Source organism: Kineosporia mesophila (assembly GCF_021129235.1).
GTDB lineage: Bacteria > Actinomycetota > Actinomycetes > Actinomycetales > Kineosporiaceae > Kineosporia > Kineosporia mesophila.
Genome location: NZ_JAJOMA010000013.1, coordinates 69,850 through 86,023, shown reverse-complemented (window position 1 = coordinate 86,023; position 16,174 = coordinate 69,850). Strand labels below are relative to the sequence as shown.

The 16,174-nt window shown below is 70.4% G+C and carries 12 protein-coding genes; 4 read left to right on the top strand and 8 right to left on the bottom strand.

The features are described from left to right. Positions 1-177: 177 nt before the first annotated feature. From LR393_RS19220 to LR393_RS19195, 6 genes are all read right to left on the bottom strand, one after another. On the bottom strand, positions 178-1,542 hold the full coding sequence (locus tag LR393_RS19220; RefSeq protein WP_231485349.1) for a cystathionine beta-synthase: 1,365 nt from the start codon (positions 1,540-1,542) through the stop codon (positions 178-180). 39 nt (positions 1,543-1,581) lie between these two features. Beyond that, a complete protein-coding gene (locus LR393_RS19215) occupies positions 1,582-2,610 on the bottom strand; it encodes an SGNH/GDSL hydrolase family protein (RefSeq protein ID WP_231485348.1) in 1,029 nt (342 codons plus the stop codon). Between the two features lie 266 nt (positions 2,611-2,876). Beyond that, positions 2,877-3,203: a hypothetical protein gene (locus tag LR393_RS19210; protein WP_231485347.1), complete on the bottom strand. Its 327-nt coding sequence runs from the start codon at positions 3,201-3,203 to the stop codon at positions 2,877-2,879. A gap of 93 nt (positions 3,204-3,296) precedes the next feature. Beyond that, positions 3,297-4,595: a glutamine synthetase family protein gene (locus tag LR393_RS19205; protein WP_231485346.1), complete on the bottom strand. Its 1,299-nt coding sequence runs from the start codon at positions 4,593-4,595 to the stop codon at positions 3,297-3,299. Between the two features lie 48 nt (positions 4,596-4,643). Next, on the bottom strand, positions 4,644-5,882 hold the full coding sequence (cysC, locus tag LR393_RS19200) for an adenylyl-sulfate kinase (RefSeq protein ID WP_231485345.1): 1,239 nt from the start codon (positions 5,880-5,882) through the stop codon (positions 4,644-4,646). Positions 5,883-5,981: 99 nt separating this feature from the next. Then, positions 5,982-6,782 (bottom strand): Bax inhibitor-1/YccA family protein, encoded by an 801-nt coding sequence (locus LR393_RS19195; RefSeq protein ID WP_231485344.1) that lies wholly within the window; start codon positions 6,780-6,782, stop codon positions 5,982-5,984. Between the two features lie 415 nt (positions 6,783-7,197). Here LR393_RS19195 and LR393_RS36520 point away from each other — a divergent pair, with 415 nt between their 5' ends. Together LR393_RS36520 and LR393_RS19185 are read left to right on the top strand one after the other, a co-directional pair. Further along, on the top strand, positions 7,198-9,759 hold the full coding sequence (locus tag LR393_RS36520) for a bifunctional diguanylate cyclase/phosphodiesterase (RefSeq protein WP_231485343.1): 2,562 nt from the start codon (positions 7,198-7,200) through the stop codon (positions 9,757-9,759). A gap of 100 nt (positions 9,760-9,859) precedes the next feature. Continuing rightward, positions 9,860-10,891: a GGDEF domain-containing protein gene (locus tag LR393_RS19185; RefSeq protein WP_231485342.1), complete on the top strand. Its 1,032-nt coding sequence runs from the start codon at positions 9,860-9,862 to the stop codon at positions 10,889-10,891. Here LR393_RS19185 and LR393_RS19180 read toward each other — a convergent pair. Next, the gene (locus LR393_RS19180) at positions 10,888-13,713 is read right to left on the bottom strand and encodes a TIM-barrel domain-containing protein (protein WP_231485341.1); all 2,826 of its coding nucleotides are present in this window, start codon (positions 13,711-13,713) and stop codon (positions 10,888-10,890) included. The genes LR393_RS19185 and LR393_RS19180 overlap by 4 nt on opposite strands. Before the next feature lie 141 nt (positions 13,714-13,854). Between LR393_RS19180 and LR393_RS19175 the strand changes: the two genes are divergently transcribed. Then, positions 13,855-14,490: a class I SAM-dependent DNA methyltransferase gene (locus LR393_RS19175; protein WP_231485340.1), complete on the top strand. Its 636-nt coding sequence runs from the start codon at positions 13,855-13,857 to the stop codon at positions 14,488-14,490. After that, positions 14,487-14,996 carry a GNAT family N-acetyltransferase gene (locus LR393_RS19170; RefSeq protein ID WP_231485339.1) on the top strand — a complete coding sequence of 170 codons (510 nt, stop codon included), beginning with the start codon at positions 14,487-14,489 and terminating at the stop codon, positions 14,994-14,996. The genes LR393_RS19175 and LR393_RS19170 overlap by 4 nt, the downstream gene beginning before the upstream one ends. A gap of 6 nt (positions 14,997-15,002) precedes the next feature. Here the strand turns inward: LR393_RS19170 and LR393_RS19165 are convergent, their stop codons facing one another. Further along, the gene (locus LR393_RS19165) at positions 15,003-16,010 is read right to left on the bottom strand and encodes a hydroxyacid dehydrogenase (protein ID WP_231485338.1); all 1,008 of its coding nucleotides are present in this window, start codon (positions 16,008-16,010) and stop codon (positions 15,003-15,005) included. Between the last annotated feature and the right edge of the window lie 164 nt (positions 16,011-16,174).

The following is a 16,174-nucleotide window of genomic DNA, read 5'->3' as shown; positions in this document are numbered from 1 at the left end:
CGAAGGGGGTACTTCCTTCAGTTCCAGGCCTGGTGACACTCGGATGCCCTATCCGGGTGAGCGCCCGGACGACACCGTGGCACGGCTCGCGGTTACGGTCACCACCTGCACAAACGCGTGTGGCGGCCCGCTCGGCGGGCCGCCACACAACTCCACCCGTTCGGCGGAACGACCTACTCAGCCGGCGTAGACGCCCAGCAGGTCCAGACGGGTGAGCACACCGGTCGGCTTGCCGTCAGCGACCACCATCACGGCATCGACCTGTTCCAGCGACTTCCTGACCACTTCGACGGGTTCTCCTGCTCCGACCAGGGGAAGCGGCGCGGACATGTGCTTCTCGACCGGGTCGGCGAGGTTGGCCCGGCCGGTGAACACGGCCTCGAGCAGATCCCGCTCGCTGACCGACCCGGCGACCTCGCCCGCCATCACCGGCGGCTCGGCCTTCACCACGGGCATCTGCGAGACGCTGTACTCACGCAGGATCTCGATGGCGTCGCGCACTGTCTCGGTGGGATGGGTGTGCACCAGGTCGGGCAGGTCACCGGCCTTGGCGCGGAGCACGTCGCCGACGGTCAGGCCGCCGTCCTGGCTGAGGAAGCCGTAGGAGGCCATCCACTGGTCGTTGAAGATCTTGCCGAGGTAACCGCGTCCACCATCGGGGAGCAGCACCACCATCACGTCGTCCTTCGTCAGCTTCTCGGCCGCGCGCAGCGCGGCCACCACGGCCATGCCGCAGGAGCCACCGACCAGCAGCCCCTCCTCCTTGGCCAGACGGCGGGTCATGGCGAACGAGTCGGCGTCGGAGACCGCGATGATCTCGTCGGGGATCGACGGGTCGTAGGCGCTGGGCCAGAAGTCCTCTCCCACACCTTCGACCAGGTAGGGACGCCCGGTGCCCCCGGAGTAGACGGATCCCTCGGGATCCGCACCGATCACCTTCACGCGTCCTTCGGACGCCTGCTTGAGGAACCGGCCGGTGCCGGTGATCGTGCCACCGGTGCCGACGCCGGCGACGAAGTGCGTCACCTTGCCCTCGGTGTCGTTCCAGATCTCCGGGCCGGTGGTGGCGAAGTGGCTCGCCGGTCCCTCCGGGTTGGCGTACTGGTTCGGTTTCCAGGCGCCCTCGATCTCCTTCACCAGCCGGTCGGAGACCGAGTAGTAGGAGTCCGGGTGGTCGGGTTCCACCGCGGTCGGGCAGACCACCACCTCGGCGCCGTAGGCGGCCAGCACGTCGCGCTTGTCCTTGCTGACCTTGTCGGGACAGACGAACACACACTTGTAGCCCCTGCGCTGGGCCACGAGCGCCAGGCCGACCCCGGTGTTTCCGGAGGTGGGCTCGACGATCGTGCCGCCCGGACGGAGTAGTCCGTCCCTCTCGGCGGCCTCGATCATCCTCAACGCGATGCGGTCCTTCACGGATCCGCCCGGGTTCAGGTACTCCACCTTGGCCAGCACGAGGGGTGCCACGTGCTCGGCGATCCGGCCCAGCCGGACCAGTGGGGTGTTGCCCATCAGCTCAACGATCGATTCTGCGTACTTCACGGGCCCATCCAACCCCACCCGGCCTCGGGCGGCGAGGCACTACGGGTTTTGTGATGCCTCTCCGGTCGCGGCCACCACGGACCCGTCACCCGTCCGGGGTGCACGGCGCCGCCGGAACGCCGCCCAGCGACCCCGGGGGCCACGCTCGGCGCCGGAGACCTCGATGCCGGACACCTCGGTACCGGCGGTGTCGACGGCCCGGACCGCGGCGTGCGCGATGTCGTCGATGCCCTCACCCCGGCGGTAGTCGGGCACCCGGTCCCGCTCGCCGGGCAGGTAGCCCAGGGCGGCCGCGACGCTCGGGAGGATCACGTCGGCCACCCGGGCGTAGCCGGTGGGCGAGGGGTGGAAGCGGTCGCTCGCGAACATGTCGACGCGGTGGTTGCGGAACTCACCGGCCAGCAGGTCGGCCAGCGACACCGTGGCCCCGCCCGCCTCGACCGTGGCGATGGTCTGCGCGGCCGCCAGCTGACGACTCAGCCGCTGCGCGATATAGCGCAAGGGACGCGGAATTTCCTGGATCGTGCCGAGATCGGGACAGGTGCCCACGACGACCTGGACCCCGGCGTCGCGCAGCCGGCGCACGGACGCCTCGAGGGCGCGCACCGCCACCTGCGGCTTCACCCGGTGGGTCACGTCGTTCGCGCCGACCATGATCACCACGACGTCGGGCCTGGCTCCCTCGCCCAGGGCACGTACGGTCTGTTCCTCCAGCTCCCAGGACTGACCGCCGACCCGCCCGAACATCCGCATCTCGACCGGGCGCCGGGCGATCTGCGCCAGTCCGGCCGAGATCACCGCGCCGGGCGTCTGGTGGCCGTGGTCGGCGCCCAGGCCCACGGAGGTCGAGTCACCGAGCATGACGAGCTGGACGGGTTCCCCGGGGAAGTCGCCGTAGCGCCCCTCACCACCGGGACCGGCACTGCCGAAGGGCTGGCCGATCACCTTGCGCGCGATCTGCACCTCGGTCAGCAGCAGCCCGTAGGCCGCCGCGCCCACCGCGCCGATGCCCCCTCCGCCGAAGGCCGCCGCGGCTGCGATCCTCCGTGCCCTGTCGGCTCGACTCACATACGCTCCCGTCGCCAGTGGGTAACCAGTACCCCATTCCGCAGTTGAACAGCGCAGGCATGTCCAGGCAACACCGTAACCACGGCCCGGGAACCAGTTCTGATCGCCACCCCACCTTCTTCGCCGGGACCCTCTTCGAGACACACCTCGCCCATGTATTGCAGCAAGCGGACTTTGGGTTTTGATTCCCGAAACAGGTCACGAATCGGCCTGGTCCGAACGAAATTCGGTCAGCGACTCACGTGACGAAGATCTAGTGACCAGGCCTAGACCAGGGCGTGGACGGCGACGATCGCCTCGACCGCGCGGACCCGGAAGAGATCGCTGCGATCGCCCCCGCGCAGCAGGTCGTTGCCCAGCACCAGAGCCTGGTCGGCCAGGGCGTGGGCCTTCAGCACGGGCAGCTCGCGCCGCGGCTCACCGTCGGCCTCGGCGGTCAGGTCGGCCATCCGCTGCAGCCCGGCGCGGACCTGCGCGACCAACTGCGCGGCCTCCACGCCCTGCCGGGCGGCCAGGCGCGGGCCGACCACCCGCAGCCGGTCGGCCAGGCGGTCGAGCCGCTGGGCGGCCTCGTCATGGGTAGGGCTCAGCACCTCAGGCATGGTAGACGGCCCTGACCGCAGCTCTCACTGCAGCTCTCACTGCAGCTCTCACTGCAGCTCTCACTGCAGCTCTCACTGCAGCTCTCACTGCAGCTCGAAGCCTCGCTGCCGCTCCCAGTCCGTCACCACCGCGCCGAACGCGGCGAGCTCGGCGTCGGCCGCGCGCAGGCACATGGCCACGACGTCCTCACCGAAGGCGTTGCGGGCGAGGTCGGATCCGGCGAAGGCCTGACGGGCGGCCGTCAGGGTGGCCGGCGGCCGGGCCAGGCCGGGGGCGCGGGGGTCACCGATCAGCGGCTGCTCCAGCGGCAGGCCGGCGCGGATGCCGTACAGGCCCCCGGCGAGCATGCCGGCCAGGGCCAGGTAGGGGTTCACATCGGCCCCGGGCACCCGGTTCTGCACCCGCAGGCTCTCGCCCCGGCCGGTCACCCGCAGCGCGCCCGCGGTGGTGTTCTCACCCCAGGTGATCGTGCTGTTCCCGGGCTGGAACCGCTTGTACGAGTTCACCGTCGGCGCGTAGAGCAGGGTGAAGTCGCGCAGGGTGGCCAGCACCCCGGCGACGAAGCTGCGCAGGACCGCGCTGCGCCCGTCGGAGAAGTCCTGGTTGGCGGAGTCGGCGAAGACGAACGCACCGTCGAGGCCGCGCAGGCTCATCGAGATCCGGGCCCCGTTACCGGGCCCCTCGTCGTAACGCGCCATGAAGGTCAGGGCCTTGTCGTGACGCCCGGCCAGCTCGGTGGCGGCGGTGCGGAACGCGACGTGGTTGTCGGCCGTGCGGATCAGGCCGTCGTGCCGGAAGGCGACGTCGTACTGCCCGGGTACGCCGGTGCCGTGCGACGTCTGCACCGTCAGCCCCGAGTTGTAGGCGGTCTGGCGCAGGTCGCGCAGCAGTTCCTCGTCCACATTGGTACCGCCCAGGGCGTTCCCGCCGGCGGCGCGGGGAAGGCCGGCCCAGTTCCGCCCGGCCGCCTCGCCGTAGCTCGTGCCGAACACCCCGAACTGCAGGGAGATCGCGCCGGTGGGCACCACCCCGAGGTCGGCGGCCTCCTTCACCTGGGCCGCGAGCACCTGCCGGGGAGCCGTGCGCACCGGCAGACCGTCGGCGCGGAACAGGTCGCCCTGCACCATGACCGACCCGGCCAGCCAGGGCGCGGGCCGCAACGTCGACGGGTCGGGCCGCAGCACCAGGGCGCCGGGCGACACCGCCAGGCCCGCCGACCCCAGGTTCAGGCCCTCGGCCAGGACCGATCCGGAGAAGTGCCGGGCGTGTACCCGCTCACCCTGCAGCCGTCCGGCCGGGTCGGTCCAGGTCACCACCACGGTGTCGACGTGCCCTGAGCTCACCAGACGCTCGAACTCGTCCAGCTCCAACGGTGCGGTCATCGCGGGAGTCCCTTCCCCGGGTCGTGGAACGACGATGAGCTCTCGTGATCATGGTGCCGTCAGGTAGCCACGCTCGGTCAGCAACGACCAGACCTGGTCGACCGCGTCCTGGACGGTGATGCCGGTGGTGTCGATGCGCAGCTCGGGGTCGACCGGGAGCTCGTAGGGCGAGGAGATGCCGGTGAAGTCCGGGATCTCGCCCCGCCGGGCCCTGGCGTACAGGCCCTTGCGGTCGCGGCGCTCGCACTCCTCGAGCGGGGTGGCGATGTGCACGAGCACGAAGTCACCGGCCTGCTGGACCTCGGCCCGCACCTGCTCCCGCACCGCCTCGAACGGCGCGATCGGCGCGCAGACCGCCAGGCCGCCGTGCCGGGTGATCTCGGCGGCGACGTAGCCGATGCGCCGGATGTTCAGCTCGCGGTCGGCCCGGCTGAAGGTGAGCCCGGCCGAGAGCATGCGGCGCACCTCGTCCCCGTCGAGCAGCGACACGGTGCGCGTGGTGTGGTCGAGCAGCCGCTCGGCGAGGGCCTTGGCCACCGTCGACTTGCCCGAGCCGGACAGGCCGGTGAAGAACAGGGTCAGGCCCCGGCGGTGAGGCGGGGGCACCGCGCGGGCGTACTCACGGGCAAAGGCCGGGTGCAGTTCGCCCTCTTGCGGTTCCGGGGTCAGGACCTCCGTGGCCCCGTAGCCCCGGGCGACCGCGGTGAGCAGCGCCGCGTCGTCGGTGTGCGTCAGCCGGGGCACCGCGACCGGCACGGCCGGATCGCCCGACCCGGCGGCCACGTCGCGCACGGCCCGCCAGAGACCGTCGGCCGGCAGCGGGAGTTTGCGGCCGGCCCCGGCCACGGCGATCCAGAGCAGGTGATGCCCGGCCTTCCGGGCCCGATCGCGCACCTCTTCCACCACCGCCGCGGTGAGCAGGCCGGTGACCGGCACGGCCAGGACCGCGGCGCCCTCCGGGACAGCGGCCCGCACCTGGGCGGGCGTCTGCCGGGCCGCCCGCGCCGGGCCGTGGGTGAACGGCTTGAGCGGCGTGAACTCCGGAAGGGACACGGTCTCGGTGCCCACCGGGCCGCCAGAACCCCTGCGCGTCAAGGTCGCCACCGGCGTCCCCTCGGCGTCCTCGAGCGTGACCGCCGCACCGGCGTCCAGGCGCTCCCCCAGGTCCGAGGGCACCTCCACGATGCCCGGCGCGACCGGCAGGGCACCGGTCAGCACGAGCTCGGCGATCTCCAGCAACGACTGCGGCGGGTGCCAGCTGAGGGCAGGGCTGTTGTCTTCGGGCACGGTCGTCAGCCTACGTCGTGGCGACCACGCAGACCCGGACAAAGATCGCCCCCGCCAGGAGGAGCCTGGCGGGGGCGATCTGCTTCGAAGCGCTGGTGATCAGTCGTCGCCGCGCAGGATCGCGAGAAGACGCAGGATCTCGACGTAGAGCCAGACCAGCGTCACCAGGAGACCGAAAGCGGCCGTCCAGGCGAACTCCTGGGGCAGTCCGTTGCGGATGCCCTGCTCGACGAAGTCGAAGTCGAGGATCAGGAAGAACGAGGCGAGCGCCACGCCGAAGGCGGCGATCAGCCAGCCCAGCGGGCTGTTGTACGCGTTGTTGCCGGTGATCACGCTGACCAGCAGGTTGATCACGGCGAACGCCATGTACCCGACGCCGGCGATCATCAGCACGCGGGTGAACTTGGGGGTGGCGCGCACGACATTGAACTTGTACAGCGCCAGCATCGAGACGAAGGCGCCCAGGGTGCCCAGCACGGCCTGCATGACGATGCCGTCGTAGACCGAGTTGAAGACCAGGCTGATGCCACCGACGAAGAGGCCCTCGGCCGCCGCGTAGACGAACATCAGGGCCGGGCGGATCTTCTTGCTGAACGAGATGACCAGGCTCAGCACGAGCCCCACGATCGCGCCGCCGAAGGTCACCGGCATCAGGATCGGGTCGTTCGGCTCGATCAGTGCGAACACGGCAGCGGCCGCCACGAGCAGCACGGCGAACAGCGATGCGGTGCGCACCACGACGTCGTCGATGGTCATGCGGTCGGTGTTACGCGACCTCGCCGCCGGGCTGTCGTACATCCCCTGCAGGTCATCGGCGGTCGGCGTGCGCGTGTCGAACGTCGCGTAACCCCCACGGGCAAATTGCTCACTGCGCCCGAAGACAGGGTTTCTGCTTTCCATCGGTCCTCCGACCGTTTGTTCGCGTCTCCTTCTGCCCGTAGTTCCCACGTCCGGGCCCGGTCGACCTTGTGCGACCGTTGTGAATCTAATGTTCGCCCGGCCGGGGAAGTTCCCGGCCCGAAGATCTTTGTGTGAAGTTTTACCCCACACCCGCCGCGGAGCCGCCGCCCCGCGCCGACCTGCCCGGATGTGCGGAAGATCAGGCCCGCAGGTGCCCGGATGATCACGGTGCGCCCTCCTGGTCCGACCTGTCAGTGACAACGGTGACACTTGATGCCCCAGTTACGCCTGTGATGGTTGTGTCAAGACCGGCCTGTCCCCGATACCCTTCTCGTCCAGGCGATTGCACCGCGGGATGTCGGGGTTCTGACCTCACGGTGAGCGATCCTCCCGGAGCGATCAAGGCAGGAGCCAGGTGCAGTCCTTCGTGCTGAGCGACAGCCAACGCGAGGAGAACGAACAGGCCGGGCACACCTGGGTCTCGTCGCCGGTCCTGTTCGGCGTCCTGGCCCTGCTCGCGCTGCTGGTGCCGGTCCAGGCGCTGGTGTCCGGCGTGGCCACCGGGATCCTCCACGTGATCGTCGGTGCCGGCGCGATCGCGACCGGGCTGGCGGGCGTCCTCAAATTCGCACCCACGCGCCGCCGCGGCTGGTACCTGCTACTCGCCGGAGCCGCGCTCTGGTTGCTCGGTGACCTGGTCGCGCTCTTCGACGGCGGCACGACGACGGGCAGCCTCCCGGCTCTCTCCGACCTGATCTCGCTGTGCGCCTACCCCCTGCTGGCCAGCGGCACGCTGGACTTCTCCCGGGCCCGGGGCGACAACCGCGACCACGGCGCCGTGATCGACGCGCTGGTGCTGACCACCAGCCTGGGCGTGGTGATCGGGGTCTTCCTGATCGCCCCGCTGGCCGAGAGCTCGTCGCTCCCCCTGGCCACCAAGGCGATCGGCACCGCGTACCTGCTCGGCGACCTGTTCCTGCTCGGCGTGCTGGCCCGGATGTACTCGGTGCCCAGCGCCCGCTCGCTCTCCTACCTCTCGCTGGCCGCGGGCATCGCGCTGATGCTGGCCTCCGACACCGGCTACCAGGTGTCGTCGCTGATCTTCTCCACCAGCCGCTCCAGCGGCCTGGTCGAGGCCGGCTGGCTGGTCGGCTACCTGCTGATCGGCGCGGCCGCCTGCGCCGCCTCGATGCGTGGACTGGCCGACCCGGAACCGGCCGAGCCCGGCAACACCCTCAGCCGCCGTCGCCAGGCCGCGCTGGTGCTGGCGCTGATCCTGCCCGGCATGGTGCTGCTGGCCGACGGCTTCGCCAGCCAGGCCCGGCACTGGCCGATCATCACCGCCGGCATGCTGCTGGTCTGCCTGCTCATGCTGGTTCGCATCCTCTGGCTGATCTCGACGGTGCAGGACCAGTCGGTGCGCCTGGAAGGACTGGTGCGCACCGACGGCCTGACCGGCGCCCCGAACCGGCGCACCTGGGACTACGAGGTGAACCGCGCCACCGAGATGGCCCGGGAGCACGGCACCTCGCTGTGCATCGCGATGATCGACCTGGACAAGTTCAAGCTGTTCAACGACTCCAAGGGTCACCAGGCCGGCGACATGCTGCTGCGTGACTCGGTGGCCGCGTGGACCGCCCAGCTACGCCCGCCGGCCCTGCTCGCACGCTACGGCGGTGAGGAGTTCGCCCTGCTGGCACCCGGTTTCACCCCCTTGCAGCTGGCCACCGTGCTGGAGCGGCTGCGCCAGGTGACGCCGCACGGCCAGACCTTCTCGGCCGGGGTGGCGCAGTGGGACCCGTCGACCGACCCGGGCCGCGCCGTGGCCGCCGCCGACGAGGCGCTGTACGCGGCCAAGCGAGCCGGTCGCGACCGGGTGGTGATCGCCGGTGACGAACCCCCGGCCGGGCCGCCGACCGGGCCGATCTCGTTCACCTCGATCACCGTCAAGGCCGACCCGATCAAGCCGTTCGACGAGTCCGGCCCGCCCGTGACCTCCCGCCGGGGCCGGCGCCGGGTGCACCGCATGCCGAGCTTCGAGATGGTCACCCAGCCGATCGTCGACCTGCGGGTGCACCAGGTCTGCGCGCACGAGGCGCTGGCCCGTTTCGACGCCCTGGGTACCTCCCTGCCGACCAGTGAGGTCTTCCGGCAGGCCTACCGCGAGGGGTTCGGCGACCTGCTGGAGCTGGCCGCGATCCAGGCCGCGCTCGACCTGCCCGGCCGGCCGCCGGGCCACGACCTGTACGTAAACGCCTCGGCCCGGGCACTGATGACTGCCCGGATGCGAACCGGCCTGCCCGACAACCTCTCCGGGATCACGATCGAGCTCAGCGAGGACCCGGGCGACATCGACATGAACGACCTGGTGCGCGTCATCAACGACCTGCGCGACCGGGGCGCCGGCATCGCCCTGGACGACGTCGGCGCCGGGGCCCAGGAGTTCGCCCGGCTGGCCATGCTCCAGCCCGACATGGTGAAGATCGACCGGACGCTCGTGGTGGGCTGCGCGGTCGACCCGGGACGCACCGCGGTGGTGCGGGGCCTGGTCGTCTACGCCGAGATGATGGGCTCGCTGATCTGCGCCGAGGGCGCGGAGACCGCCGCCGACCTGGACCATCTCGCCGCCCTCGGGGTGACGCACGCCCAGGGCAACCTGCTGGCCGAGCCCAAGAAGGGCTGGCAGACCCTGACTCCCCCGCCGGCCTTCGACTTCGCCCCCGACCCGCCGATCTCCTTCGCCCCGGCGACCAGCTTCGAACCCGGCACCACCTTCGGCCCGTCCAACACCTTCAGCCCGTCCAACACCTTCGGGTCGTCCACACCCTACGAACCGGCCTCCACCCTGGATCCGTCCGACCCCCTGGACCCCTCCACACCCTTGGAACCGGAGACCAGCTGGACCTTCCGGCCGCCCGGCTACGACGACCCGGACGCGACCAGCCCGATGGTGATCCGGAGAGATCCCGAGGAGTAGAGGCTCAACCCGGTCGTCCCCCGGCCGACTGACTCCTCGACGGCCGTTCACCGAACGGCTCCCACATCGATGGAGGACGTCTGGTGCAGGCGCGGCGCTCGTGCTGAGTCGCCTGGTGCCGTGGGATGTCGCGGCCGCCCGGCGCTGGGCGATGGTGCTGCTCCTGGGCAGCGGGGGCGCGCAGGCCTTCGAGTCCCTGGTCTTCGGCGATCCCTACCCCTTCGGGGCCCGGCTGCTGAACTGGGCGGTGACGGCCCTCGCCCTGGCGCTGGGCGTACTGCTCGCCCTCATCGGCCGCTCGCTGACCGGGCTCGCCTATCTCGGCGTCGCCCTGTTCGGCACGGCCGGCGTCGCCGCGGTGGCCATGGCGACGCAGGACGCCACCTCGGCCCCCGCCCTCTTCCTGTCCGTGCCGCTGCTGTTCGCCGTCCAGCAGCTCCGCCCGGCCGCGGCGTACCTGGTCATCGGCGCGACCGTCGCGGCCTACGGCGCGATCGTCGGCACGCAGCTCCCGGCCTCCCAGTTCCCGGACACGTTCGCCTACGGCTCACTCGCGTACGTGATGCTGGGCATCCTGCTCAGCCGCGGCGCGGCGAGCCAGCGCCGCCTGACCGCCCTGCTCGAGCAGCAGGCCAACGTCGACACCGTGACCGGTCTGGTCACCCGGCGGTTCATGGACGAGTCCACCCGCCGGGCCATCGCCGACACCGACCCGGACTCCGGCGTCGCGCTGATCGTGATCGACATCGACCACTTCAAGACCATCAACGACTCGCACGGCCATCCCATCGGTGACGAGGCCCTGCGCCACGTCGCCCACACGATCCGCGCCAACACCCGGGCCGACGCGGTGCTCGGCCGTCTCGGTGGGGACGAACTCGCCGTGCTGCTCCCCGGCTGCAGCCTCGAAAGTGCCTCCCGGCGGGCCGAGCAGATCGTCGCGGCCGTCGCCCAGACTCCCCTGGAACTCGCCGACGGCCGCACCGTTCCCCTGTCCATCAGCGCCGGCATCGCCCAGGTCCCCGACACCGCCGCCAGCCAGGCCACGCTCTACGCCGCCGCCGACTCCAGCCTGTACAACGCCAAGGAGAACGGCCGCGCCCGGGTCGGGCGGGCCGTCCCCATCTCCTAGCTCTTCACGAAGACCGGCATGGTGTCCAGACCGGTGGTGATCTGCGCGGTGCTGCCCCCCTTGTACTTCTTCCCGGTGAACCAGTCCTTCCAGGTACTGCCCGGCGGGAACCAGACGGTGGTGGTGGCGCTGGTGCCGGCGGTGGTCACCGGGGCGACGAGAAGATCCGGTCCGTAGAGGTACTCGGACCCGGCCGAGGCGTACGCCTCCTGCTCACCGGGGTAGGCCAGGTAGAGCGGACGGACGATCGGTGTACCGGTGCGGGTCGCCTCCTGCGCGGCCGCGTAGGTGTAGGGCTGAAGTTTCTTGCGCAGTTTCAGGAACTTCTCGGCCGAGGCCTGCGCGGCCGGTCCGTACTGCCACGGGAGCCGGTCGCTGTGGTTGGAGTGCAGCCGGTCGATCGGCTGGAAGGTACCGAGCTGCACCCAGCGGGCGTACAGGTCGTCGGGCAGCTTCGTGCTGCCCGGTTCCGAACCCGGCTCCTGCAGACCACCGGTGTGCCCGCCGATGTCGTGGCTGATCGCCGCCAGCCCGGTCGCCACCGACTCACCCGGCGTGTAACCGACCTGCGCCTGGAGGGTTTCCCAGGTCGAGAGGGTGTCACCGGTGAAGTGCAGCGTGGTGCGCTTGTCGGCCCACGGCCCGGTCGCCACCGACGCCGGGTTCGAGTAACCGCCCGCCGACAACGAACCGTAGGCCCGGCTGAACGCGAAACCGTTGCGCTCGGCGTACTGCTGGTTGATCCAGGCATCCGGCGTCACCCCGGGCAGCGACGAGCTGGAGGCGTCGCAGCACCAGTCGAGCCACCAGAAGTCCACGCCCTGCTTCTCGATGTCGTCGTGCAGGTCGAGATAGGCCGCCAGCTGGTCGGGGTCGCCCCAGTCGAAGCTGTAGCAGTCCGCGCCGCCGTTGCAGCCGGTGCGCTTGAGTCTGCCCTTCGCCCTCGCCTGGGCGGCGGCGAACTTCGGGTCACTGCCGAGAATGCTCGGGTGGATGTTCCAGGTGGTGTGCAGCCCCTGGGCGTGGAGCCAGTCGTTGAAGCCCTTCGGGTCGGGGAACCGGGTCTCGTCGATCGACCACCCGTTCCACCGGTCGGGCTTCTTGAAGTCGGTGTCCACCACGAGCACGTCGAGCGGGACCTTCTCCTTCTGGAAACGCTTGACGATGTCCTGGAACTCGCTCGCCGTGCGGTCGTAGTACTCCGCGTACCAGACGCCGTAGGCCCATTTCGGCAGCGTCAGGGTCGGCCCGGTCAGCCTCGACAGGTCACTCAGGCCGGTCGCATAGTCCCGCCCGTACCCGAACACGTAGCCGTCCTGGTAGCCACCGGTATGAGATGCGCGTTGCGTCACCTTTTTCGCGGCCGGGTTCCACAGGGCGGACGCGGTGTCGTCGAGCAGCGACCAGCCGTCCTGGTAAAGGATGCCCGGGGTGGACTTGGCGTCGCCGTTCACCCCGTCGAGCCCGCGCCGGTAGCCGCCCAGCGGGGCGTGGGGCATGAGAAGAGTTTCCCCGACCCGGGTCAGGGCCACCGTGTCGATGTTCACGTGGCAGCTGTCCGCCGCCGGGCAGCCCAGTTCCACCGTGTTGGTGCCGGCAGCGAGGGTGACCGGGGCAGTCACGGTGCGCCAGTGGTCCCAGCCGCTGGTCGCCTTCAGGTCGATGGTGGACGCGGTTGCGCCCCCGACCCGGACGGCGACAGTTCGCGTCTGCACCGGCTGAGAACCTGCCTTGGCGTTGGCGTACCGCAGCTGGAGCCGGTACTTCCCGGCCTTCGGTACCCCGGTCACGGTGATCGTGTCCGACGACTCGACCCGTTCCATCCCGGCAACGAAGCCCTTGCCGGAGTAGCCGTTGTGATCGTCCGCAATTTTTGCCCCACCGGCGAGCACCCCGGTGTCCGCCTCACAGACCGTGCCGAAGGCACAGGGCTCCGGAGCCGGGACCGAAGGTGACGGATAGGCCGCCCCGGTCTCGGTGACGGCCAGACTGTCCACGTTGACCTGGCCCGACTCGGCCGGTCCGCGCACAATCGTCACCTCGTGGCGCCCCGCCGACAGGGTCACCGGCACGTCCACCACGGCCCAGGTGTCCCAGGAACCGGTGGGCGCCAGGGTGAACTGCTGCCCGGCGTCCCCGTCCACCACCACCCGCAGCGTGCGGTCGGCCACCTGGCCGTCGCCACCCCGGTCGTTCGCGTACCGCACCGCCAGCCGGAAGGTTCCGCTGCCCGGGGCATTCACCGAGAAGCGCAGCGAACTGCCGGGGGCCTCGTAGCCGGCGGCGAAACCACCACCGGTGTAGCCACTGTGGTCGGTGGCCCGGGCCAGCCCGTCGAGGGAGAGCGCCTCGGCCTCGCAGAGAGAGCCGAAAGCACAGGCCACGGCCCCCTGCCCGGCCCAGGGCGCCCCCTGTACCGACTGCCGTCCGGCGGTCAGTTCCACCCGGAGGTTGTCGGCGGTGAAGGCCCCCGACCCGGTGCGATAACGCAAGGTCATCTCGCCGGTGTCGATGGTCAGCCAGCCGTTGCCCGTGCGGGTGGTGAAGCGGGGCGGCGTGAACTTCGAGCGGCCGACGACGTTGAAAGTGCCTGCGTCGACGAACTTCGCGTCCCCCGCGAACTCGGTGCGGATCAGCGTGGGCGACAGCACCTGGAACCGGGCCGGCCCGGAGGTCACCACGGACCGGTCGGGGGCGCGCTCAGCCGCTTGCGCAGCCTGAGCCGCTTGAGCTGATGGGACGGGCGCGAGCAGCACCACTGTCAGGCCGAGAGCCAGCAGCAGCCGTGATCTTCCTTGACCGGGCATCTCGTCATTCTGCATGAATCATCCCCATTCGGACAGGCCTCCGTCCGGCATCACGGATCTCGCCCGGTCACGATGATCCCGACCCGCCGACGCCGGTCCTCGGCTACCGTCGTACCGGCAAAAGATCCCGTAACCACCGAAAGGGAGCTACCCGTAGTGAGGGACACTGACCCGTGGAGTGCCGTGCGCACGTCGTACGACAGTACGGCCGGCCACTACTCGACGCTGGTTCTCGACGACCTGGACCGGCAGCCGGTCGAGCGCGGTCTGCTGTCGATCTTCGCCGAGCTGGCCTCCGGCGGCCGCGTCGCCGACGTGGGCTGCGGGCCGGGCCAGATCACCCATCACCTGCACAGGCTGGGGCTGGACGTGTTCGGCGTGGACCTCTCGCCGGGCATGATCGAGCAGGCCCGGAAGAACTTCCCCGAGCTGGATCTCGAGGTCGGCTCGATGGCCGAGCTCTCCGCGCCCGGCGGCAGCCTGTCGGGGGTCGTCGCCTGGCTCTCGACCATTCACTTCCCCGACGACCAGTTACCCGGTGTGCTGGAGGAATTCCACCGGGTCCTGGCCGTCGGCGCCCCGGTGCTGATGACCTTCCAGGTGGGTGACGGCCCGAAGCACTTCGAGCAGTTGTGGGGTGGCGAGGTCGATCTGACGGTTTACCGGCGGCGGCCCGAGGTGCTCGCGGACCAGTTGCGGTCCGCCGGTTTCCACGTGTTGATGTCCACCGTGTTCGAGCCGGTCGGCCGCCCCGGGGCCCAGGCGGGCTGCATGATAGGACTGCGGACGTGAACATCAGACCCGCCCGGTTCTCCTCGGACCTCGATGCGATCGTCGGCCTGAACCGCGAGTACCTGACCTGGGCCACCGGCCGCCTGCTGGAAGAGTTCCAGCAGGTCATGCCGGTTCCGGACGACGCCGAAGCGGCCGGGCAGCTGGGTAAGTTCAACGGTCCGGACGCTGCCCTCCTGGTGATCGAGCACGAGGACGAGCTGATCGGCATGGGCGGGTTGCGCACACTGACACCCGGTGTCGTGGAGGTGAAGCGGATGTACGTGCGGCCGGAGTACCAGGGGCAGCGGGTGGGCTCGGCCCTTTTCGACGCCCTGCTCGGGACCGCTGTCGACGACCTCGGTGCCACCACGCTCCGCCTGGACTCGTGCCGGTTCATGGCCGCGGCCCAGCGCCTCTACGAACGTCGTGGTTTCGTCGAGCGGAACCCCTACGAGGGCACCGAGATCCCCGGCGACCTGCAGAAGTACTGGCGATTCTACGAGCGGGCCGCAGCCGGCCGCTGATCCGGTTCAGGCGATGAAGGGGAGATGCTGCTGCTCGACCTGCCCGAGCAGCGGCACTCCCCGCACGAAACGTTCCACCTCGGAGACCGCGAATTCGCCGAGCCGGCTCACCTCGCGCCCTTCGGCACCGGCCAGATGGGGCGTGACGTAGACGTTCTCCAGGTCGAAGAGGGGATGACCGGCGGGCAGCGGCTCCGGTTCGGTCACGTCCAGCACCGCCGACATCCGGCCGGTGGCGCAGTGCCGCACCAGGGCCCCGGTGTCGATCAGGGAACCACGGGCGGTGTTGATCAGCAGAACGCCGTCGCGCATGAGTGAGAGACGGCGATCGTCGATCAGGCCCCGGGTCTGCGACAGGGCCGGCGCGTGGACGCTGACGATGTCGCTGCGCGCGCAGAGAGTATCGAGATCGACCAGTTCAGCCCCGAGACCGGCTGCCTCCGGGGAACTCACGTACGGGTCGGCGAGCAGCACGGTGACGTCGAGCCCACGCAGGCGCTCAAGCACGAGCCGCCCGATCCGGGAGGCGCCGATGACACCGACGGTCGAGGTGGACAGACCGGTGGCGGCGGGTACCGGCCGGGCGATGCTGCTGGCGTCCGCGGCGTACCGACGGCTTCGTGAGAACACCCGCTTGGCACCGAGAACCATGGTGGCAATGGTAAATTCGGCGACCGGGAGCGCGTTCGCCGCAGCCGCCGACGACACCACGACGCCGCGGTCGTAGACGACCGGGTCGATGTGCCCCTTCACCGTGCCGGCCGCATGCATCACGGCCCGCAGGCGCGGTGCGGCAACCAGCACGTCCCGGTCGATGCGGGGACACCCCCAGCCGCTGACGAGGATCTCCACGGTCGCCAGCCGGTCGAGCGCCGCGGGTGTTCCGAAATCGGTGATGACGTGTCCCGGGTCGATCGTCACGATCGAGGCGAGCCGGTCGAGAAGAGGTTCGGGAAAGGCTTGGCGGTGCGCTCGGGGCCCGAGCGCGAAGGCTGCCACCGGCCGGGAGACCATGGGCGGACCTCTCCTTCAGACGTTTTCTTTCCGGGTCCGCTCCGTGAGCGAAACCCTAACTCATGCGGATTCGGGAGAGCTTTCAGCGGCGAGAACCCTCCGGCGCTCCCGGGTCCGGCCCGTGACCGGAGAACCCTCAGGGCCGATTCACAGGCAACCCCGGG

Bases quoted from the DNA above. Each gene is read 5' to 3' on its own strand.
- LR393_RS19180 (WP_231485341.1), bottom strand. From the start codon at position 13,713: ATGCAGAATGACGAGATGCCCGGTCAAGGAAGATCACGGCTGCTGCTG.
- LR393_RS19195 (WP_231485344.1), bottom strand. From the start codon at position 6,782: ATGGAAAGCAGAAACCCTGTCTTCGGGCGCAGTGAGCAATTTGCCCGT.
- LR393_RS19205 (WP_231485346.1), bottom strand. From the start codon at position 4,595: ATGACCGCACCGTTGGAGCTGGACGAGTTCGAGCGTCTGGTGAGCTCA.
- LR393_RS19165 (WP_231485338.1), bottom strand. From the start codon at position 16,010: ATGGTCTCCCGGCCGGTGGCAGCCTTCGCGCTCGGGCCCCGAGCGCAC.